The organism is Ferruginibacter sp. (assembly GCF_028288465.1).
Taxonomy (GTDB): Bacteria; Bacteroidota; Bacteroidia; order Chitinophagales; family Chitinophagaceae; genus Ferruginibacter.
The window spans coordinates 1-19,676 of sequence record NZ_JAQBNR010000057.1 but is presented as its reverse complement, the minus strand read 5'-3'; the positions used below and the strand labels follow the sequence as shown (position 1 = coordinate 19,676).

The 19,676-nt window shown below is 42.2% G+C and carries 15 protein-coding genes; 2 read left to right on the top strand and 13 right to left on the bottom strand.

Going from position 1 to position 19,676, the window contains the following annotated elements; all coding sequences use genetic code 11:
- Positions 1-23: 23 nt before the first annotated feature.
- From JWR61_RS22230 to JWR61_RS22180, 11 genes are all read right to left on the bottom strand, one after another.
- Complete coding sequence (locus JWR61_RS22230; RefSeq protein WP_301929904.1) at positions 24-992, bottom strand: fibrobacter succinogenes major paralogous domain-containing protein; 969 nt, start codon at positions 990-992, stop codon at positions 24-26.
- 71 nt (positions 993-1,063) lie between these two features.
- Complete coding sequence (locus JWR61_RS22225; RefSeq protein ID WP_301929903.1) at positions 1,064-2,008, bottom strand: fibrobacter succinogenes major paralogous domain-containing protein; 945 nt, start codon at positions 2,006-2,008, stop codon at positions 1,064-1,066.
- Positions 2,009-2,033: 25 nt separating this feature from the next.
- Positions 2,034-3,485, bottom strand: coding sequence for a fibrobacter succinogenes major paralogous domain-containing protein (locus JWR61_RS22220; RefSeq protein ID WP_301929902.1), 1,452 nt, complete (start codon positions 3,483-3,485; stop codon positions 2,034-2,036).
- Between the two features lie 22 nt (positions 3,486-3,507).
- On the bottom strand, positions 3,508-5,058 hold the full coding sequence (locus tag JWR61_RS22215) for a fibrobacter succinogenes major paralogous domain-containing protein (protein ID WP_301929901.1): 1,551 nt from the start codon (positions 5,056-5,058) through the stop codon (positions 3,508-3,510).
- 364 nt (positions 5,059-5,422) lie between these two features.
- The gene (locus JWR61_RS22210; protein ID WP_301929900.1) at positions 5,423-6,481 is read right to left on the bottom strand and encodes a hypothetical protein; all 1,059 of its coding nucleotides are present in this window, start codon (positions 6,479-6,481) and stop codon (positions 5,423-5,425) included.
- Positions 6,462-6,971: an AAA family ATPase gene (locus tag JWR61_RS22205; RefSeq protein ID WP_301929899.1), complete on the bottom strand. Its 510-nt coding sequence runs from the start codon at positions 6,969-6,971 to the stop codon at positions 6,462-6,464. Before JWR61_RS22205 ends, JWR61_RS22210 begins: the two co-directional genes overlap by 20 nt.
- Before the next feature lie 184 nt (positions 6,972-7,155).
- Positions 7,156-8,805 carry an alpha-glucan family phosphorylase gene (gene glgP / locus JWR61_RS22200; protein WP_301929898.1) on the bottom strand — a complete coding sequence of 550 codons (1,650 nt, stop codon included), beginning with the start codon at positions 8,803-8,805 and terminating at the stop codon, positions 7,156-7,158.
- Between the two features lie 13 nt (positions 8,806-8,818).
- Positions 8,819-9,259 (bottom strand): Hsp20/alpha crystallin family protein, encoded by a 441-nt coding sequence (locus tag JWR61_RS22195; RefSeq protein WP_301929897.1) that lies wholly within the window; start codon positions 9,257-9,259, stop codon positions 8,819-8,821.
- A gap of 31 nt (positions 9,260-9,290) precedes the next feature.
- Positions 9,291-11,201, bottom strand: coding sequence for an ATP-dependent zinc metalloprotease FtsH (gene ftsH / locus JWR61_RS22190; RefSeq protein WP_301929896.1), 1,911 nt, complete (start codon positions 11,199-11,201; stop codon positions 9,291-9,293).
- A 494-nt stretch (positions 11,202-11,695) separates the two neighbouring features.
- Positions 11,696-12,145, bottom strand: a complete 450-nt coding sequence (locus tag JWR61_RS22185) for a pyridoxamine 5'-phosphate oxidase family protein (RefSeq protein WP_301929895.1) — start codon at positions 12,143-12,145, stop codon at positions 11,696-11,698.
- A 47-nt stretch (positions 12,146-12,192) separates the two neighbouring features.
- Positions 12,193-12,408, bottom strand: a complete 216-nt coding sequence (locus tag JWR61_RS22180) for a hypothetical protein (protein ID WP_301929894.1) — start codon at positions 12,406-12,408, stop codon at positions 12,193-12,195.
- A gap of 485 nt (positions 12,409-12,893) precedes the next feature.
- Here JWR61_RS22180 and JWR61_RS22175 point away from each other — a divergent pair, with 485 nt between their 5' ends.
- Positions 12,894-13,634 carry a hypothetical protein gene (locus tag JWR61_RS22175; RefSeq protein WP_301929893.1) on the top strand — a complete coding sequence of 247 codons (741 nt, stop codon included), beginning with the start codon at positions 12,894-12,896 and terminating at the stop codon, positions 13,632-13,634.
- Positions 13,635-13,644: 10 nt separating this feature from the next.
- Complete coding sequence (locus JWR61_RS22170) at positions 13,645-14,754, top strand: hypothetical protein (RefSeq protein WP_301929892.1); 1,110 nt, start codon at positions 13,645-13,647, stop codon at positions 14,752-14,754.
- 369 nt (positions 14,755-15,123) lie between these two features.
- Here JWR61_RS22170 and JWR61_RS22165 read toward each other — a convergent pair whose 3' ends face one another.
- Positions 15,124-16,491: a Gfo/Idh/MocA family protein gene (locus JWR61_RS22165; protein ID WP_301929891.1), complete on the bottom strand. Its 1,368-nt coding sequence runs from the start codon at positions 16,489-16,491 to the stop codon at positions 15,124-15,126.
- Positions 16,492-16,665: 174 nt separating this feature from the next.
- Entirely contained in the window at positions 16,666-19,545 is a 2,880-nt protein-coding gene (locus JWR61_RS22160) for a PVC-type heme-binding CxxCH protein (protein ID WP_301929890.1), read from the bottom strand.
- Between the last annotated feature and the right edge of the window lie 131 nt (positions 19,546-19,676).

Here is a 19,676-nt window from a genome sequence, read left to right as displayed (position 1 = left end):
GAATTTTTGTTTTCGACTTTTTTCTAATCTTTTATACAACGGACAGAGAATCCATATTTGTCATTAGGGTAGGTTGTGGTTACCAGCGTTACGTGGCTATCCACTACAACAATATTTGTTGAGATTGCCAGAAAACTAATAACATCAATATTTGCCCCGAGCCTGCAGGCATAAATGTTTTTACTGTAGACACCTTGTATTGCAGGCAATCCCCACATTTCCGTACTCCACCATGTTCCACTGTTACCAATGTTTTCGAATGAACCATCCGGATTGCGTTGTCCTGCGGGCAGGGCGGAGAATCCTGATTCATTAGTAGCTCCCGTATTTGGCTTATTCCATAGTGTCGTTGCTTTTAACTCTGCTACGGGTCTTGCCCCCCAATAATTTTGCAATCTTCCCCACTCATCTTCAGGACCACCACCAGAATTGGCTGGGATGGTGGAGATATGGCAGCCCAAAGGTGCAAGTCCTCTTTGATCAACTACGGCGAAGCGATTGTATAGTTTGCCATAGACGGCATTTGCCGGATCGTTATTATAATAGCACCATGCTCCGGTGGTCAAGCCTGCCCATGCTACAGGGTCAGAAACTTCAGGTATTGTATCTCCATTTCTATAAGTTACCACATCCAGGTTTTTTGTCATCCACTCCTGTGTACCGATTGTTACACTTGCAGGTATTGGGTCAGTTGTGTAATCTCCATTCATGGTAGTCCACGTTGCTCCGTTATAAACCTGCAGCTCTCCTAAAACGCCACAGTCCTTACACCAAACCGTAAGTCCCCCCTCCGGCGAAGTAATTGAATTTCGCTGTGCCCGCGTCATCCGCGGAGGCAAGAAGCCTTTGGTTGTAGAACTTACATCCAGCTGCGCTGACGCAGCAGGTTTGAGAATTCCGATACCAACTTGTGCGGTTAATGTGCCTGCTGCCAAAAGGTTAAAAGCAAATAAAAATATTTTAATTGCTTTCAGTGAGTCCCCCTTTTTCATAATTAGTTGTTTGAAAATGTTTTATTTATTTTCCCTCACCATGTAACCAGAAAGTGTTACAACGGAATATTTTAATCCCTTATGCATCGGATGGAGAACCCCAATTTTCCAGGATCTGGGCCCCAAGACCAGATTGCACCAAAAGGACCCAATACATACGAGCCAGTCGTTCTTAGCGGATATTCAGCGAACACTGATGCCACTCCAAAAGCCTGGAAGTCACGAGAAAAATCTCTATATAAACTAATCTGATGTTCGTAGTAGTAATTGCTCCACCATTTACCAACAGTCCCAATGGAATCAAATACACCATCAATTCTGCGTTCGCCGCCTGGGATTGCAGTGAAACCACTTTCGTTGCTTGCTGTAATCAAACCTTTCCATAGTACAGAAGCTCGCATTTTATCTCCTGTTGCAGATGCTAACCCTAAATTGTTGTTGAATATTCTCCATTCTTCATTATCAGGTATATGCCAGCCAATAGGAGCTAGTCCTCTGCTATCCAACATAGCATAACCGTTGTATAATTTTCCGTAAACAACTCCATTTCCCGGATCATTATCATAGTAACACCATGCACCCGTAGTCAGATTGGCCCAAACTGCAGCATCAGTAACCTCAGGTATGGTATCTCCATTTCTATAAGTTACCACGTCCAGGTTTTTAGTCATCCACTCCTGCGTACCAATTGTTACGGTAGGTGGAACCGGAGCCGCAGGATAGCCTCCCATCATGTTGGTCCAAATACCTCCATTGTAAACTTGTATTTCGCCCAATACTCCGCAGTCTTTGCACCAGATCATTAAGCCGGGAACCGGGGATTGTATGGCATCCCGTTCAGCTTGTGTCATTCTCGGTGGTAAAAACCCTTTTGTGGTAGAGCTAAGATCCAGTTGCGCTGATGTAGCGGGATTGGCTGTTCCAATGCCGACCTGGGCGTTTATGTTCTCTTTTATAAAAAGAAAAAAGGCAAGAAAAAAAATACCAATCGCCTTGAATTTGTTTAGTGTTTTCATCGTTGATAAATTTTATTATTTTAAACTAGTCTTTAACACAGCGCACAGAAAATCCTGTTTGCTTTTTTATTGCCCACCTGTAAATGTTAGGGTCATAAAAATTAACCTCCCTATACCATGCTACACTGGTGTTAACAGTATCTTCCGTACCGGTCCACCAGGAGCCAACAGTACCCAGTTGTTTGAATACTCCTTCTTCACGTTTCCCTCCTGGTAAAGCGGTAAAATAAGATTCGTTGGTGGCGCCTGCATTAGGCCTATGCCAATGGTAAGTGCCGGTTTCCTTTATTTTATTGCCTGCAACAGATTCGCCGCCTAAATCAGATGTTAGATTACTCCATTCCGCATCGGTTGCAACATGCCAGCCAGCTGGAGCCACCCCCCTGGGATCGTGCACTGCATACCAGTTATATAATTTACCATAGACACTATTGACATAATTATAATCATAATAACAGTATGCCCCTGTTGTCAAAGTATCCCATACAGTAGGATCTTGAACCTGTGGTATAGGATCGCCATTATTGTAAGCAGATACATTCAGGTTTGTTTTCATCCATTCTTGTGTACCTATTATAGCACTTGGCATCGGGGCAATATCCTTCACGCAACGAACCGACATCCCGCTATACTTACTGCCGACATTCAAATGGTCAATGTAGGAATTCATATTACTTAGGGTCCAAAAATTAGCATAGTATCCAGACTCCGAAGAAGTCCAAAAATTACCACCCTCACCAATACCATTGAAAGCCCCTTCTTGATACCTGGCACCACCTGGAAGGGCGGTGAAACCACTACTATTAGTCGCTCCTTTATTTGGAGCCTTCCAATGCGATGTGCCAATCTCTTTCACTTTATCTCCTGCAACAAGTTGAACATCATTAACACCGCCTAAGAATGCTTCTAGCTCGTACCATTCTGCATCGCTTGCTATGTGCCAACCGGCAGTAGCCAAGCCTCTCGGATCGGCTACCGCATACCAATTATATAATTTACCATAAATATGTCCATTAGTTGGATCGTTATTATAATAGCACCATGCTCCTGTCATTAAAGCATACCACTCTGAAGGGTCTTTAACCTGTGGTATAGTATCGCCATTCCTGTATGTTGCTATATCCAGATTTCTTATCATCCATTCTTGTGCTCCTATGACGACACTAATTTGGGAAGCTGATCCTCCAATCATATTTGTCCAGGTGGTTCCATTATATGTTTGTATTTCGCCGTATGCACCACAGTTGCTACACCATATCATTAATCCTGGCGCTGGGGATACAATGGCATCTCTTTCTGTTTGCGTCATCCGGGGTGGTAAAAATCCTTTATTAGAAGAAGTTACATCCAGTTGCGCTGATGTATTAGGCGATGCGGTTCCAATACCTACCTGGGCATTTAATTTCACTTGCATTAAAAGGAAAAAAGCAAGAAAAGAAATGCCAATCGCTTTGAGCTTGTTCACTGTTTTCATCATTGATAAATTTTATTATTTTAAACTAGTCTTTAACACAGCGCACAGAAAAACCGGTCTGCTTTTTTATTGCCCACCTGTAAATGTTAGGGTCATAAAAATTAACCTCCCTATACCATGCTACATTGGTGTTAATAGTATCCTCCGTACCGGTCCACCAGGAGCCAACAGTACCCAGTTGTTTGAATACTCCTTCTTCAAGTTTTCCGCCTGGTAATGCAGTAAAATGAGTTTCGTTGGTAGCACCCGCATTAGGGCTTTCCCAATGGGAAGTGCCGGTTTCTCTTATTTTATTGCCGGCAACAGATTCGCCGCCTAAATTATTCGTTAGATTATTCCATTCCGCATCACTTGCAATATGCCAGCCAGCAGGAGCCAATCCCCTTGGATCGTGCACAGCATACCAATTGTATAATTTGCCATAGATAGCTCCATTGAAAGACGAACCCTGGTAATAGCACCATGCGCCTGTAGTCAAAGTATCCCATGCAGCTGGGTTTTCAACCTCCGGTATTATATCTCCATTCCTGTAGGTTGTTACATTTAAATTGGTTTGCATCCATTCAGCGTTTCCTATTTTAACGCTTTTGGGAGCAGCGTCCCCATCCCGCAGGCAACGAACAGAAAATCCTTCTGGTGTTAAAAAGAAATCATTTATCTGATGAGGAGGAGATATATGATGATATAGTATCACTGCCTCAGAAAACTTATTTAAATCTAGTTCAGGAGCAAGATGCGAAAAGTAATGAATACCACTTGGGCCTTCGGCATCAAAATCGCCCGTGCTCCACCATTTGGCTAAATTCCCCACGGAGCTAAACGAACCATCTGCATTACGTTTCCCGGCAGGTAAGGCTGTGAAACCACTTTCGTTAGTTGTTCCACTATTGGGCATTTGCCATAAGATGGAGATGGCTCGCATTTGGCCAGCTTTATTCACAGGAAGGTAAGCCCCTCCCATATAATTAAGGCTACCACTAATACCACCAGACGTTGAGCCACCTAAGCTAACCACTAACCTGGCCCAATCAATATTGTCTGGCACCTTCCATCCTTCTGGTGCCAACCCCCTGCCATCCATTATTGCTGCACGATTGTACAACCTGCCGTATATACTACCCTTTGCTGCGTCGTTATTATAGTAACACCACGCCCCTGTATCTTTTAAGTTTGCCCATCGGGCAGGGTCGGTAACTTCTGGTATAGTATCACCATTCCGGTAAGTCACCACATCCAGATTTTTAGTCATCCATTCCTGGTAACCTATCGTTACGGTTTTGGGTGCTTGTGTAGCCGCATAACTTCCAGTCATGTTCGTCCAGATGGCTCCATTGTAAATTTGTATTTCGCCTACTAGGCCGCAGTCTTTACACCAGATCATCAATCCAGGAACCGGGGACTGTATGGCATCGCGTTCAGCCTGTGTCATTCTCGGTGGCAAAAACCCCTTACTGGAAGAACTTACATCCAGTTGTGCTGAGGCGACTGGCGTCGCAGTTCCAATACCTACCTGAGCAAGTGAAACACTTGCCGCAAATAGCAGCAATGCTGTTACAATCATTTTAGTTGTTTTCATTTTGATAGTTTTTCTTTGACAGTTATTTTTAAAACAATATTTATTACCTTTCTATGAAGCATAAAAATGCCTTGTCCGTTGAGGTTTGGTGTAGCACAATTGATATAGTAGATAATGAGCCCAGCGGGGATTTGAAGAAAAGTCAGTACGAGCTGGAAAATTGAAAATGTGTTACAAAAAAATAAAAAGATTGTGCCAATAGGAATGAGCATCGTCAGTCTTCTTCTTGACTGTTATCACCGGCGCAAAGTGGTTACATTGGGTTACGGTTGTTATCAAAAAAATGGCTGCAAATTATTTTACGATTAAAATGAAAACTAACGGGGAAGATTAAAAAAGAAGCATCATTGATTTTATGCAAAAACTAATTTATGGTTTTTTGTGTGGCAGTTCTGTCTGTACTACGACTTAAATAATTTTGCAGCTGTTTAACATAACCATTCATCAAATCAAGGTATTTCGCGGCTTCGTTTAAGGCGTTATTCTTTTCCGCTTCAGCGTTTGCACTCCTTGCACGCAGGCTGTTAATTTTTGCACGGATGTTGGCACGGTAACATTTGTAATACACAAAAAGCGCTTTATCCGCAGGCTTGAGTATGGCAGGAAAGAGATTGGTATAATGATAGAAAAACAAATCCGACAAATCTTTCCTGTTAAAAGCATCCAGGTCCATACATAAAAAAGCGATCTCATTCAGCACATCAATTTGCCTTAAATCATCATTGAATTCGATGCAGTCAAAAGGCGCTGGTGACGGTAATAAAAAGATATTCCGCGAATGCAGGTCGCCATGACAATCCCTGAATAAACCTGCTTTTAACCTCGCTTCAAAATTGCTTTCATTTTGCTGAACAAATGTATCAGACAAGTGAATGGCATCACTGATTATCATACTGCTACCTGTAATATTGTCTACTAAAAAATCTTTTTCCGCAACGAGGTCACTGAATTTTACCTGTACATCCAGAGCATCTTTTTGATAAATGATAGCAGCCGTTTTATGAAAGGCAGCGATTTTTTTTGCCAGGTTTATTATATCCTGCGGACTTACTTTATCCGACAATAACAACCTGTCCATTTGGAGTTCAGCAGGCAACTTTTTCATCTCAACAGCATAGTCAGCAATAGTCCCTGCTTCGCCGCCGATAATAAAATGGCCGTTCAATTCCCTAACTTCTTTAACGCCCAGATAAATATCTTCTGTCAGCCTGCTGTTGAGTTCAATTTCTTTTTCGCAATAGTATTTTCTTTTTTCAATGGTAGCGAAATCGAGAAAGGAATATTGTATAGGCTTTTTAATTTTATATACCAAGTGGTTGCACAAAATTACCCACGATATATGCGTCTCTTTTAAAGCCGGCCGGCAACCAGCCTCCGGAAATTGGCCCCCGACAACCAGTACATCAATTTGTTCTTTTGTCATCTTGTAATTTTATGTAAGCCGCAGCTTTGTTTAGCATTGTCCAAAGGTTATCATTGGTTGATTGCAGCACCAGGTGCTCTTCTTCCAGTGGCTCCCACTCCTTCTTTATTTTTTTATACACATCAAAATCAGCATCACTGTCTGGTCGCTTTTTTTGTACTCTTTCCCGGATAAGATATTCAGTTGCTTTTACTTCAATAAAAACAACACGGCCTTTATTTTTTGCTGCTGCTTTAAACTGTTGCCGGATGTTTTTCTTATAAAATGTACCATCCAGTACCACATCTTTGTTCTGTTCAATATACAGGTTCATTTGTTGCAGCATTGAGTCGTACACCGATAATTTTTCTTTTTCAGCATAGGTTTTATCGCTGACAACCAGTTGTCTTACAGCATCGCTGTTTACATATCCGCAATTAAGCATTGCGGCCAGTTTAGCTGCAAAAAAACTTTTGCCCGAGCCCGGTAAACCGCATACAATAATTATCATTGCACATTATTTTTACCGGCCAACACCGGCAGTTTTTGTTGTTAAGTAGTCTGCTTTATTCATCTCCGTCAACTTCTGCGCATCACCTGAATCTTGCAAAAAAATTCTTTTATTCAATGGATTGCTATGACTGTTATCAAAGTATATATTGATTCCAATCATACTTTACAACCGTTTAAAAGCATTATTGCTGATATAATTTGTTATAATATTCAGTAACCATTCTTTTGCTGTCAAATTGCGGACTAATATCCTTCATGCCATTTTTAATGAGCGATATCCATCTGCCGGGATTGTTATAGTACATCGGTATTACCCTCTTTTCCAGCATATCATACAGGCTTGCTGCGTCAGCATCGTCCTGCTCATGTACCGGCAAGTCTTCGTTTGCCGCGGGTATAACAAAACTGTTAACGTCATCTTTTGCAAACTCAGGAAACCAGCCATCCGGTATAGATAGGTTTACAGCGCCATTCATAGCAGCTGACATTCCGCTGGTACCGGAAGCTTCGTGTGTTATCCGCGGCACGTTGAGCCAGACATCCGCTCCTTTCTTCAGCATCGCAGATAACTTCAATTCGTAGCCTGCCAGCACCGAACAATTAGCATATGATTTACAAATGTTCACTATTCTGTCAAACATAGCGATCGCTGCATAATCCATTGGGTAAGGCTTTCCGGCCCAAATTATTTGTACCGGCATATTAATATTTGCAGCCAGCTGCTGAAAACGTTCCATATCTATGAACAGCAGGTCGGCACGTTTAAAACCCGTAAATCTTTTTGCAAAAACAATTGTCAAAATATCAACGTCATAAATCTCTCCAGTTTGATCAGCCACTTCTTCAAACAATAATTGCTTACATTCTTTTTTTCTTTTTATAAGTGCACTATCATCATCACCTTTCAGCGCCTCATACATTTTTTTATCCTGCCAGTAAGCACAATTTTGTGCATTGGTTATGGCAGTGAGTTTGCTGGTTTCGGGCACTTCCGGCCACAAGCCAAGTAAAGTTTGCAGGTGCAAATGAGATACTGCATTCGCACGCCCACACAGTTTTAATGCAGTCATTGTATAGTCCATTACATCATCTTCTATCGCCGCTATTTCCCTTACTTCTTCCAGGGATATGTCACAGTAGAATCCATATTTTTCCAACAACGAAATGTGCTTCTTTTCATTGCCGCCCGCTTCGGGCGTATGATTGGTAAATACCAGCTGTTGCTGTACCTGTTGAAGGCTACCCCATTTTTTATATAAATGAAAAGCCAGCGGCAGTCCATGCGATTCATTCAGGTGATACACTTCCGGCAGCCAATTCAATTTTTCCAGCAATCTCGCCCCGCCGTCGCCCAACAATATAGAAGCTGCAATTCTTGTTTCTGGATTGGCATCGTATAACTTATGGCAAATGGTTTTAGCGAGATAATCGTTTTCAGGAAGATCCGTACTAAGAAAAAAAACAGGTGCAGTGCCAAAAACTTCAGGAGGTAAATACCAGGCTGTTACAAACACATCATGCCCGGAAACCTTAATGGTAAATTTGATATTTGTTTCCTGCAGGAAGCCGTAGATTTTTTCCTGGAACAAAACATCCATGGTTTGATCTTGCTTACGGATTTGATCGTAATAGCCATACTTCCATAAAATACCGATGCCCACTACGTTTTGTTTTAATTCGTAAGCGCTGCGCATGTGACTGCCTGCCAAAAAACCAAGCCCGCCTGCATAGGTTTTTAATGGTTGATGAATAGCAAATTCCATACAGAAATAAGCCACTCTTTTTTTAAAGCCGGGATCGGGTGTATAGGGATAGCTGAATGAAAAACTCATTTGTACTGATTGATTAATACACTACAATTTGAATATGCTGATTCACTACAGGATTTGATGCCTTGGGAACATTCAGATAAAGGATACCGTTTCTGTATTCAGCATTGGCAAATTCCGCATCAATATTTTTTGGCAATGGAATCAGTCGTTTAAAGCATTCGAAATTAAATTCATGCAGCCTGAAATTTTCGTCTTTACCAGGCGGGTAATTCATTACTGCAACAGAGAGCGTATTGTCATCAGCAAACACTAAAAAATTACCCTTTTCAACTCCGGGGATAGCCACTTCAATTTTATACAAATCGGCGAGTTCTGTAACATTGGCTGGCGGCGAAATCATTTTGCCTTTGTGAGGCAGCTTGAGCGCCACCTGCAAATCTGTTTCATTCTGTGCAGGCACATAAGTACCGGGATACACTGTGCAGTCTGTATTTCGTATGGCAACGTTTTTCATTTTTTTTATTTTAAAAATGAATAAAAAATGCTCAGGCATGAATCATTGCAGCAACATTTTCACTGCCCGATTCAGCTGTGATTTTTCCTGGCGAACGCTTTCCTAAAATCATCTCCAGGTCTTCTTTAAAAATTACTTCTTTTTGCAGCAACAACTTCGCAACCTTTTCCAATGACTGCATATGCTGCTTCAAAATTTCCTTTGTTTGCTGGTAGGCATCATTCACCAATTTCCTTACTTCTTCATCGATAATTTTACCGGTTTCTTCGCTATAAGGTTTTTGAAGGCCGGTGTCCCGCTGGCCTGTTGAATCGAAGAAACTGGTACTGCCTATCTTTTCGTTAAAACCATAGTAAGCCACCATCATATACGCTGCCTTGGTTACTTTTTCAAGGTCATCCAAACCTCCGGAAGAAACTTCGCCAAATACCACTTCTTCACTTGCCCGTCCGCCCAGGGCGGCGCATAAATTTTCCCTGAAGGCAGATTTTGCGAGCAGTTGTCTTTCTTCCGGAAGATACCAGGCTGCACCCAGCGATTTGCCCCGGGGGATAATAGAGACTTTTGCAATCGGATCCACTGTTTTCATCAGCCAGCTGATCACTGCATGGCCGGCCTCATGGTAGGCAATGATCTTTTTTTCTTCGGGCGAAATAATCTTACTCTTTTTTTCGATACCCGCGACCACCCGTTCTACTGCACTCATGAAATCTTCCCTGCCGATTTTGTCTTTTTTATTCCTGGCCGCAATCAGTGCCGCTTCATTGCAGATATTGGCAATATCAGCACCTGAAAATCCCGGCGTTTGAGAAGCCAAAAAATGCGGATTTACGGAATTATCAATTACCAGCGGCCGCAGGTGCACATTAAAAATTTCTTCCCGTTCCAGCATGTTGGGCAACTCCAGGTAAATATGCCTGTCAAATCTGCCCGGCCTTATCAATGCAGGATCCAGTATGTCTGCACGGTTGGTGGCAGCCAATACAATTACACCGCTGTTGGTATCAAAGCCATCCATCTCTGTTAACAACTGGTTCAATGTACTTTCTCTTTCATCATTGGCGCCTCCTAAAAACGCACCCTTGCCTCTTGATCTTCCAATGGCATCTATCTCATCAATAAAAATAATACAGGGTGCTTTTTGCTTCGCCTGCTTAAATAAATCCCGAACCCTGGAGGCTCCTACGCCAACAAACATTTCTACAAATGCAGCACCTGAAATAGAGAAGAAAGGAACCTTTGCCTCACCGGCAACTGCTTTTGCCAGCAACGTTTTTCCTGTTCCGGGTGGTCCAACTAAAATAACACCTTTCGGAATTTTTGCTCCCAGCTTTGTGAACGCACCCGGATTTTTTAAAAAGTCAACTACTTCCTTCACTTCCATTTCAGCTTCTTTTAAACCGGCCACATCTTTAAATGTTACATTGCTTTGCTGGTTCTCCAATAAGGTGGCGGTTGACTTTCCAAAATTAAAAATGGAGGAAATTCCTGTTCCGCCTTCTGCACCGCTGTACCGCCTGAACATATAATTCCATACACCCAGCAACAGAACAAATGGTAAAATCCATCCGGCGGCGGTCCAAAACCAGTTTGATTTTTTTATATACTGAACATTAATTTTTTCATTTGCTGCAAAATTTTTCTCGGCCTCATCCAGTTTCCTGTCGAAAGTTTCTATCGAACCAATATGAATAACATAATGCGGGCCGGTGTAAAGGCCCTTGCCAAAAGCTGGTTTAAAAACTTCCCTGAACATACTGTCACCGGCAAATGCCTTCCTGATGTATATTTCGGCACGCTCATTATTGATGACATTGATTTTGTCAACAGCCTTCCTGCTGAGTATGTCATTTTCAAATTGCTGCCATGCGATTTCTTTTGTTGTGCTGTAGCTGTTGATCAATGATGGCAGCAGAAGAAGGGCAAAGAACAGTAGGTACATCAACCATTGTGTACGCCTTTCAGAAGGTGTGTTTTGTGGTTGTTCAATATTGTTGCTATCATTTGTCATCGCCTGCTATTCCATTTCATGTTGAAAGATGATTGGTAAGTTTATCGCAAAGTGAAGTTGTATTTAAACGTATGATAAATCAAGAAGGCAGATTCATTAAAATCCGCCTCAAATGCAAACTGAAACAGTTTAGCCCGCTTGTAATGAAAGATTGTTACAGCTCTGTAAAACCTGCCCTGGTATTGGTTAATTCAGCAGCATCTTTCTGCTTCGGATAAGTCGTATTGGTTGCAAACCTTACTACCATTTCCCTGTAACCGGTCAAAAGCAAATTTTACCAGCCTAAAGGTAGTGATAGCAAGGGATGATTATCAATGACAGAAGTCAACTTTTTAGTTGTTTGTGATCATCACATTTTATAGGGATTTGTAATTGTAAGGAGATTCATTTGCGCCGAATTATGGCGCTATTTACCAGGCCGTTTTTTATCCTTTTTCAAACCTGCCGGTTACTTTTTTTATCGCTATCCTGTACATCACATCTTTAATTTTTGCATTATCCTCTACTTTACCATTTTGCAGATAACCATATGTGTGTATAGTACTGCTGGTTGATAGCGGAAAGATGCGGTTGTAGAGAATTTCCCTGGTTTGCTCAGCTTCTTTGCTTTTTAACTCTTCAAATATACCTTGTATAATAACGCTTTGCCAGTTCTTCATATCCGTCATAGTATCTACTTCAAAACATACTTTAGGATTTTTGCGTAATATCTCCAACTTGGTACCTTCAGTAGTTTGTCCGTAAATATAAACGCCATCATAGGCAAATGTCACCGGTACAACATAGGGCTGCTTTCCTTTTGAACAGCCCAGTCTGCCAACCACCTGGCTGCTTAGTAAATTATTGATCTGCGTTTCATTTAATTCTCCGGTCATGGTGTTAAGTTGATTGGTGAACACAGTATTCGTTGCAGCATACTTGCTCACATATTTTCAAAAATGCTTTTCATTTTATTAAACTGGTGCTCCATTGCCACTAAGTGAATGTGCAGCTTACCCAGTCTTCCATACACCTCTTTCCTAATGCTGCTGTGCATACCATTCTCCAGCATAAACATACGGTCGAGTTCTTCGATTTCGTTGCTTAACAGCATAATGAGTTCATCTTCCTGCACCAGGAAATGTTGAAAGTTTTCCATTTTTTTAAAACTATTATATGATTACAAACATCTCTTGCGATTATGAACATTACAACGGTTAAACGCAGGCAAAAACCATTTTTCTGAATACTTAATATTATGCTGCCAAACAAAATTATTTTTAAGCTTATAAAGTTGCAAAGACGACCGTCAGGATAAATACTGAGAATGGTCAGTGCGATGTACCTAAGTTCAATTATTTTTGAACAGTTGCCTTTATCAGGCCGGCAGCCACTTTGCATAAAACTACCAACGTGCAGCCATGGTAACATCTGTGTAAATGGCATTTCCCGGTTGATAAATGGTTAACGGCTGCGAGTTAAAAACGCAACCGGGTATAGATTTTCTGCTTTTCTTATTCGTTACAATTCCCCTTTTGCGGTATTGCGATTTTTATCTTTAATGAGTATTTTTATATCATCCGTTCTACGTCTGTAACTACGCATCTATCTCCAGATCCATGATAAAAAAACACGTTTTCAATCATGGCAGATACACTAAAGTTAATCAGGGACCTTACCATCGTCACAGGCATTTATCTCTACTTTATTGCCTGGGTGTATGTAAATTTTTATTACCAGCAATTCGGTATTTCTACCGCTTCAATAAAGATTGATTACAGCAGCTACCTCATGTATTCTTACAATGTAATTACATCTGCTCCCTTTTTGTACTGGGTCAAACTTTTTGTAGTACTCGTATTGATCCGCCTGCTCGTATTGTTCATTATCGATCTGTTCCGTCAACGGTATACCTTCTTTGAAAAAATAAATACCCTTCTTTTAAATAACCTGGTCATGGTTACTTTAAAAAAAATGATTAAGCAGAATTCTTTACTGGCACTCATTATTTTTTTAGTACTCATTTTTCCCCTGTTGTTTAAAGTGGCCCGCAGGGTGGCGGTTGACAATTACCGGCAAGACCGTATTCATACAGAAAACCTGAAGTCTGTGCAGTTTATTTTCAGAAAAGAGGCCGACCTGGTGAGCCCCGCCATTGTGCTTGACTCCTCACTTTCCCGAAACCATATTTTTTACAATGACATCGCTGTTTTAAAAAATGACCAGCAGCAGCTACTCAGGCTGTTGGCTGAATCTGATGACTATTATATTGTTTTGCAACAGCGGCCTTTTAACAAAGCCTTGGGCGCATTGCCCCTCGGTTATATCTACTACGTTAATAAAAAAGATATCCTGCTGTCAAAAATTATTCTGCGTTCACTTTAAAAATTATTTCATGAAAAAGACAATATTATTTGCGTTGATTGTATTGCTTGCTGCCTGTAACAATACGGGTAAGCAGACTACTGCAACCGGTGAACAGAAAGCCGGAGCAGCAGGTTCAACTGATGGTACTGAAAAAAAATTACCGGGTGAATCAACCGATGGCGGAGATACCAGGGTTGTGGCGAAATCAGGCAGCACGGGCCTGCACGATAATCTATTGAATCCCGATGATTCAAAAACCGGCGCTACAGCTGTTGTTACAGGCGATACTGCCCGTGAAGCAAATAGTGGTGGAACTGTTACACCCACTACCGGTACAGGTTTCGCAAGTAACAATAATCCCATTACACCCGGTGATGGAAAAACCATTGTGTTTGTAGGCATTTTCGCCCAATGGAAAACCAATGCAGGAGAGGTGTTTGACGGCAGTTATGATACCACACACCATTTATTTGTTTTTTGTGCAACGGATAGTTGCAAACCAGTTCCGGAATCGGAAGTACAATTTCCACAGTTTGGCAGTTGCGATCTGGCGCTGGAGAACCGGGTCAAATTATTCATGATATTAAAAGATGGCAATATTGATCCTGTGGGCAGTAAAATACAATTGGTGGGCACAAAGGGCTTTGCAAAAGTGAATGGTGTTTTAAAACCGGTACAATTTGATGCAAGCACAATAAACAGAATCAATAAAGCAAAAATGATTGTAAAGCCACAGGGCACCCGTCAGCTTGTGCCACCGGTTAAAATCCAAAAAGGACTTATAAAAGATAAAACGACACTGCAAAAAAACAATTTTATCAAGCCTGCCGAACAAATAATTCTGGTAAAACCTGGTATTGATGAAGTAAAGGAGAATTCAACATTTAAACCTGCAGAAAAAAAAGTTGTACCTGCAGTGGTTAACCCAGCTGTTTCGTCTGCTGTTACGCTGCAAAAAACAATTGAACAACCTGTAGTAAAAAACGAAATATTACAACCTGTGCAGGTAAAAGAAATGAGGCAGCCCATCTCTGCAAAACCGGCATTAAAACAGCAATTATTGCAGCCAACAAAAAAAGCCGACACAGCAAAAGCAACAAAAAAAGTGACCCTGATAAAAAGAACAGACCCAAGCTAACGGGATATAAAAAGAAAAGCAGTGCCGGCTGCGTTTTTTAAAATGACAGATTACCACCGGCAGTCCGTTGTGCTGATAACCGCCCCCATGCAGCAGGGTAAAACTTCAGGAAGTAAAAAATAAATACAAATCAATATGCGCCGGCTAATGAAATATTGTGTACAGCACATCGGTTACCATTGAACTCATGTTCTTCTTTTGTATCAACAACTGATACTACACATAGCCAATCAACAGAAGTGGCACTGCAGGGAAACCGACATTAAAATAAATCATAAGGCAGCCTTACCTTTTATTGCAGGATTAATACGATACTTACACACCCATTTAATTTTTTTATTCCAGGTAGAAATCGGGTGCTACCTGCATTTACAACATCCCCGCCGGATGCACCCACGGCAAACGGTAAGGTCTTTGCAGTAACCCATTCGCTTCTATATCATTGATAATTTTACGTTGCGCCGGATCATATACCAGCGGCCGGCCAACCTTCATAGACATATTGGCGAGTATGCAACTGGCGGTAGAGATATGCCCCTGTTCAATATCGGCGACAGGCCTTCCTCCCTGCCGGATAGCTTTTAAAAAGTCCAGCATGTGCAGCCTGGTAGCGGGTGCAGCATTTAATTCAATATCCGGTTCAGCAAGGTCTTCAGGATATTTTTCTTTTTCGTACACGACGTCTTTATGAATGGGCGTTTGATTTTTATCCATTGGTATAAAATCATATTGCATGGTGCTTGCCTTCAGTGTTCCCTTATCGCCATAGATAATAAACGACCAGGGATAATCAGGGTCTGCCGGGCTTCCCCAGCTGCGGTGCTGCCACATACAGTTTAATTCGTCATATTCAAACAGCGCTGACTGGGTGTCTGAAATATTCGACTTACCTTCTTTTTGAACATATATTCCTCCTGTTGAACTGATGCGTTTTGGCCAGCCCAACTGCAGCATCCACCTTACCGTATCAAACATATGAACACACATATCGCCCATGATGCCATTGCCGTATTCCATAAAAGTACGCCACCAGCGTTTGTGCGGTAGATCATCGTAGGGTCGCATCGGCGCTGGGCCTGTCCACATTTCATAATCAAAAAACCCGGGCACTGGTTTTACAGCAGGATTACCATTCGCACGCATGTGGTAGTAACAACACATATCTACATGCGATACTTTTCCAAGTAAGCCTGTTTCAATAATGTTCTTTTTCGCATCTATTAAATGCGGTGTGCTTTTGCGTTGTGTACCTACCTGTACCACCCGGTTGTATTTACGTGCCGCGGCCACCATGGCCTCTCCTTCCAGCACATCTGTACTGATGGGCTTTTGTACATACACATGCGCACCTGATTGCATCGCCGCAATGGCCAGCAGCGCATGCCAATGATCTGGTGTGCCGATCAGTACAATATCAAGTTTATTTTCCGCAAGCATTTTGCGAAAGTCGGTGTACAGGCGGGGCGTTTTACGCGACAGTTGTCGCTGGCTCACCATTTTTGCCGCATCGCTGAGCATGTTTTTATCCGCATCACACAAGGCGATCACCTCAACAGGTTCCACTTGTATCAACCGAAATAAATCACTTTTGCCATACCAGCCGGTTCCGATCAAGCCAACCCGCAGCCGCTCCGGCGGTAACATAAAATTCAATCCGTTTACATCGAGGGCACCGAGCGCCAGCGACGCTGTTGCACCTTTAATAAATTTGCGGCGGTTGATTTCGAATGAATTCATGGAAGCATGTTTGAAGTGGATAAGATTTGCTTATTGAAGATAAGTATTGCGATTCATAAAATGCATTATTGATCGACTGGAATTGTTGTAGCAGGTCCGCAGCACCGATTCGTTAAATTGCAACACAACCCTGCTGAATCATACTTGTGTTGCATTGATTAACTCGTGATCCATCTATTCCTTTCCAGCCAATAAATAAGCAGTAACATCAGCCAGATTTTTTTCTGTTAACCCGGTTGTTGAAGGATCAGGCATCAGGCTTTTAGACTGCTTTTTCTTTGAACTTATTTTATCCTGTGCGATAACGTGTTTCTTACCCGTAATATCCCTGATTACCAACGACTGTTTATTATCGGAAACAAGAAACCCAAAAACAGATTCTCCATCCTTGGTATTTACCAGCCAGGGTTCATAGCCGAAAACAATAGCGGCACTAGGATTAATAATGGCATCCAGCATGGCCACCTTATCAAATTTTTTACCAATGGCCGTAAGTTCCGGTCCTATATCATTCCCTGTTGTACCAATGCGGTGACAGGTACTGCAGGTAGTTTTAAAAATAGCTTTACCCAAGGCGGCATCACCGTTTAGCCTGGCAATGCCATCAATGGAAAATGTTTTACCACTACCCTTGTTGATATATTTACCAGCCTGAACTCTGACAGCTAAATCCGGGTTATTGGAAAGATGCTCCTGCACAACCGGCAATAAAATGGCAGGTAATTTATTTTCTGCCATTAGGCCAATGAGCAGCTGTCCTCCAACTGAATCGGCTGCCATTTCTTCGGTTCGCCAGCTGCGTTCATCTTTCGACTGGCGCTCATCCAGTATGGTCTGTCTTTTTACTTTCATGGCTGCAAGCTTTCTTTCGTACGTTGTATTCAGGTTTATTTTTGACCAGTCAATCAAACTATACCAATCATTACTCTGGCGAAAAGACAGCCAGTAAACGGCCTGTTCCTTTATATCCTGCAGGTCAGACTTCGCAACGTTCACCATTGCCGTTGCTGCAGATTGATCGTTTATAAATGCCAATGCTGTAATCATTCTTTTTCTTTCTTCAGCGGGCAATAAGGAGTCGGCAGCTCTTTGTGCGATATCGTTTACTGCATTTACCGGGTGCAGGCGCCAGGCAAAATCAGCCATTTTCTTATTCCATTTAGCAGGTGGCTGTGTATTTTTTTCCGCCAGTGACATTTTCAATTCATCATACCATGCACCTGCAGTTGCATCCATCGCACTCCCCAAAGCTTCAAGATACCATCTGTCCTTACCATCGTATTGCGAAGCGAGTGAAAGCAGTATTTCTTTTTTTGCCGCATACGGTGTATCTCTTAAAGCAATGGCTATTTCCCTTCGTACAAAAGCCGATGTATCAGTTGATAATTGCTTTGCATAAGGCATTATATCAGCAGCAACCTGGCGTAAAGAACGGAACGCAGCAGCCCGGAGTGTTGCATCCCGGTTGGTTAATATTTTTTCCACTTCCTTTTCTCCATCAGCACCTAATTTAGATAATAACCACACTGCCCTCGCCTGTACAAAAGGATTTTCATCCTGCAATAATGCCTTAACTGGAGTAACAACTGTTGCGCCCTGCTGTATAAGCTTTTCAAATGCGCTGTTGCGAACATTGACAGCTGGATTTTTAAGTGCCGCTATCTGCCCTTTTACTATACCGAGATCAATCACCGGGTTAATTAGTTTTTTATTTTTGGGAGCAATGCGATAGATCCTTCCGTACCCAATGCTATCCTTCATCTGGTGGCCACCCACAACAGGGTCGTACCAGTCTGCAACATACATGGCGCCGTCAGTTCCAATGGCAACATCAGCCGGGCGAAACCATTTTTCTTTTAGTGTATTCTGTGCGCTGTCATTCCATACATAGCCTTCATTATCTCCGGCAAGTGAAGTGATAAAATTTTCCCGTTTGCCCAAATTATAGCCTGACTGTTGCATGGCCGGATGATACCCAAAAATTACATTCCTGCCAGCATCGGCACTTAACAACATACCCCTGTAAGCCTTTCCCAACGCATCACTTTCATTCATCACAACACCGGTAGGTGCACCTGCACCAGAGCGGTCACCGGCAGGCATTACACCCGGATCATCCTGGTGCCAGTGCGCAGCAAAAATATCCTGGCCGGGCCGCTGATCAGCCTGCCAGAAACGTGTACCATCCGTGCTGAAATAACCCGCATTACCGCCTTCCATCAACCAGGTGGTGCGACAAGTTACTACCTGGTCATCATTATCATTCTGCCAAAGGTTGCCATAAGAATCAGTAACCACTTCGTACGAATTACGGAAATTATGTCCCAATACTTTCAGGCCCGTTCCATCAGGATTGATGCGAAGTGCTAAACCGCCCACCCAAACTTTTCCATCATCACTTTTTTGATTGCCTTCATTGGTATTATTATAAATAGATCCGCCGGTATAGATGCTTCCTGAATGCAGGTTCCAACCGCTTTTATCTTTTACGTGATGCGGGCCTGCGTTACCCACATTAAAATACCAGTTGCCATCCGGCCCGGCGGTGACAGAATGCAGTGAATGGTCATGGTCTTTACCACCAAAGCCAGTTAATAAAATTTCCTTCTTATCGGGTTTGTCATCGCCGTTTTCATCCGTATAAACAATCAGGTTAGGAGAGCAGGAAACAATTACTTTATTGCCGATCACTGCAATGCCAACTGGTGAAACGAGGTCGCTGTCCTGTACAAATACTTTTGATGTGTCTGCTTTTCCATCCTGATCGGTGTCTTCCAGAATCATTACCCTGTCGCCACCGGAATGATGCAAAAATTTCGTTGAATCATTATTATAATTCCGGTAATTCACCGCTTCTGTAACCCATATCCTCCCCTTACTGTCCACATCCATATTTGTTGGGTTATACATCATGGGCGACTCCGCCCAGAGTGTTGCAATAAGATCATCAGGCACATACAGCCCGGTTTCATTTTTTGGAGCAGGGGAACGGCATGCATTGAAATAAATTACTGCTATAATTGTAATGGTGATTAACGAAAGAAATCGTTTCATGAAAAGTGATATTAGTAAACAGGTTTCGGGAAAATATTTTTTAAAAACTGAAGATTCTGTTGATAGCTTTCCACCACATTTGCTCCCTCGGGCATGGCCCACTCTATCTGCATCCATCCATCGCCATAGTA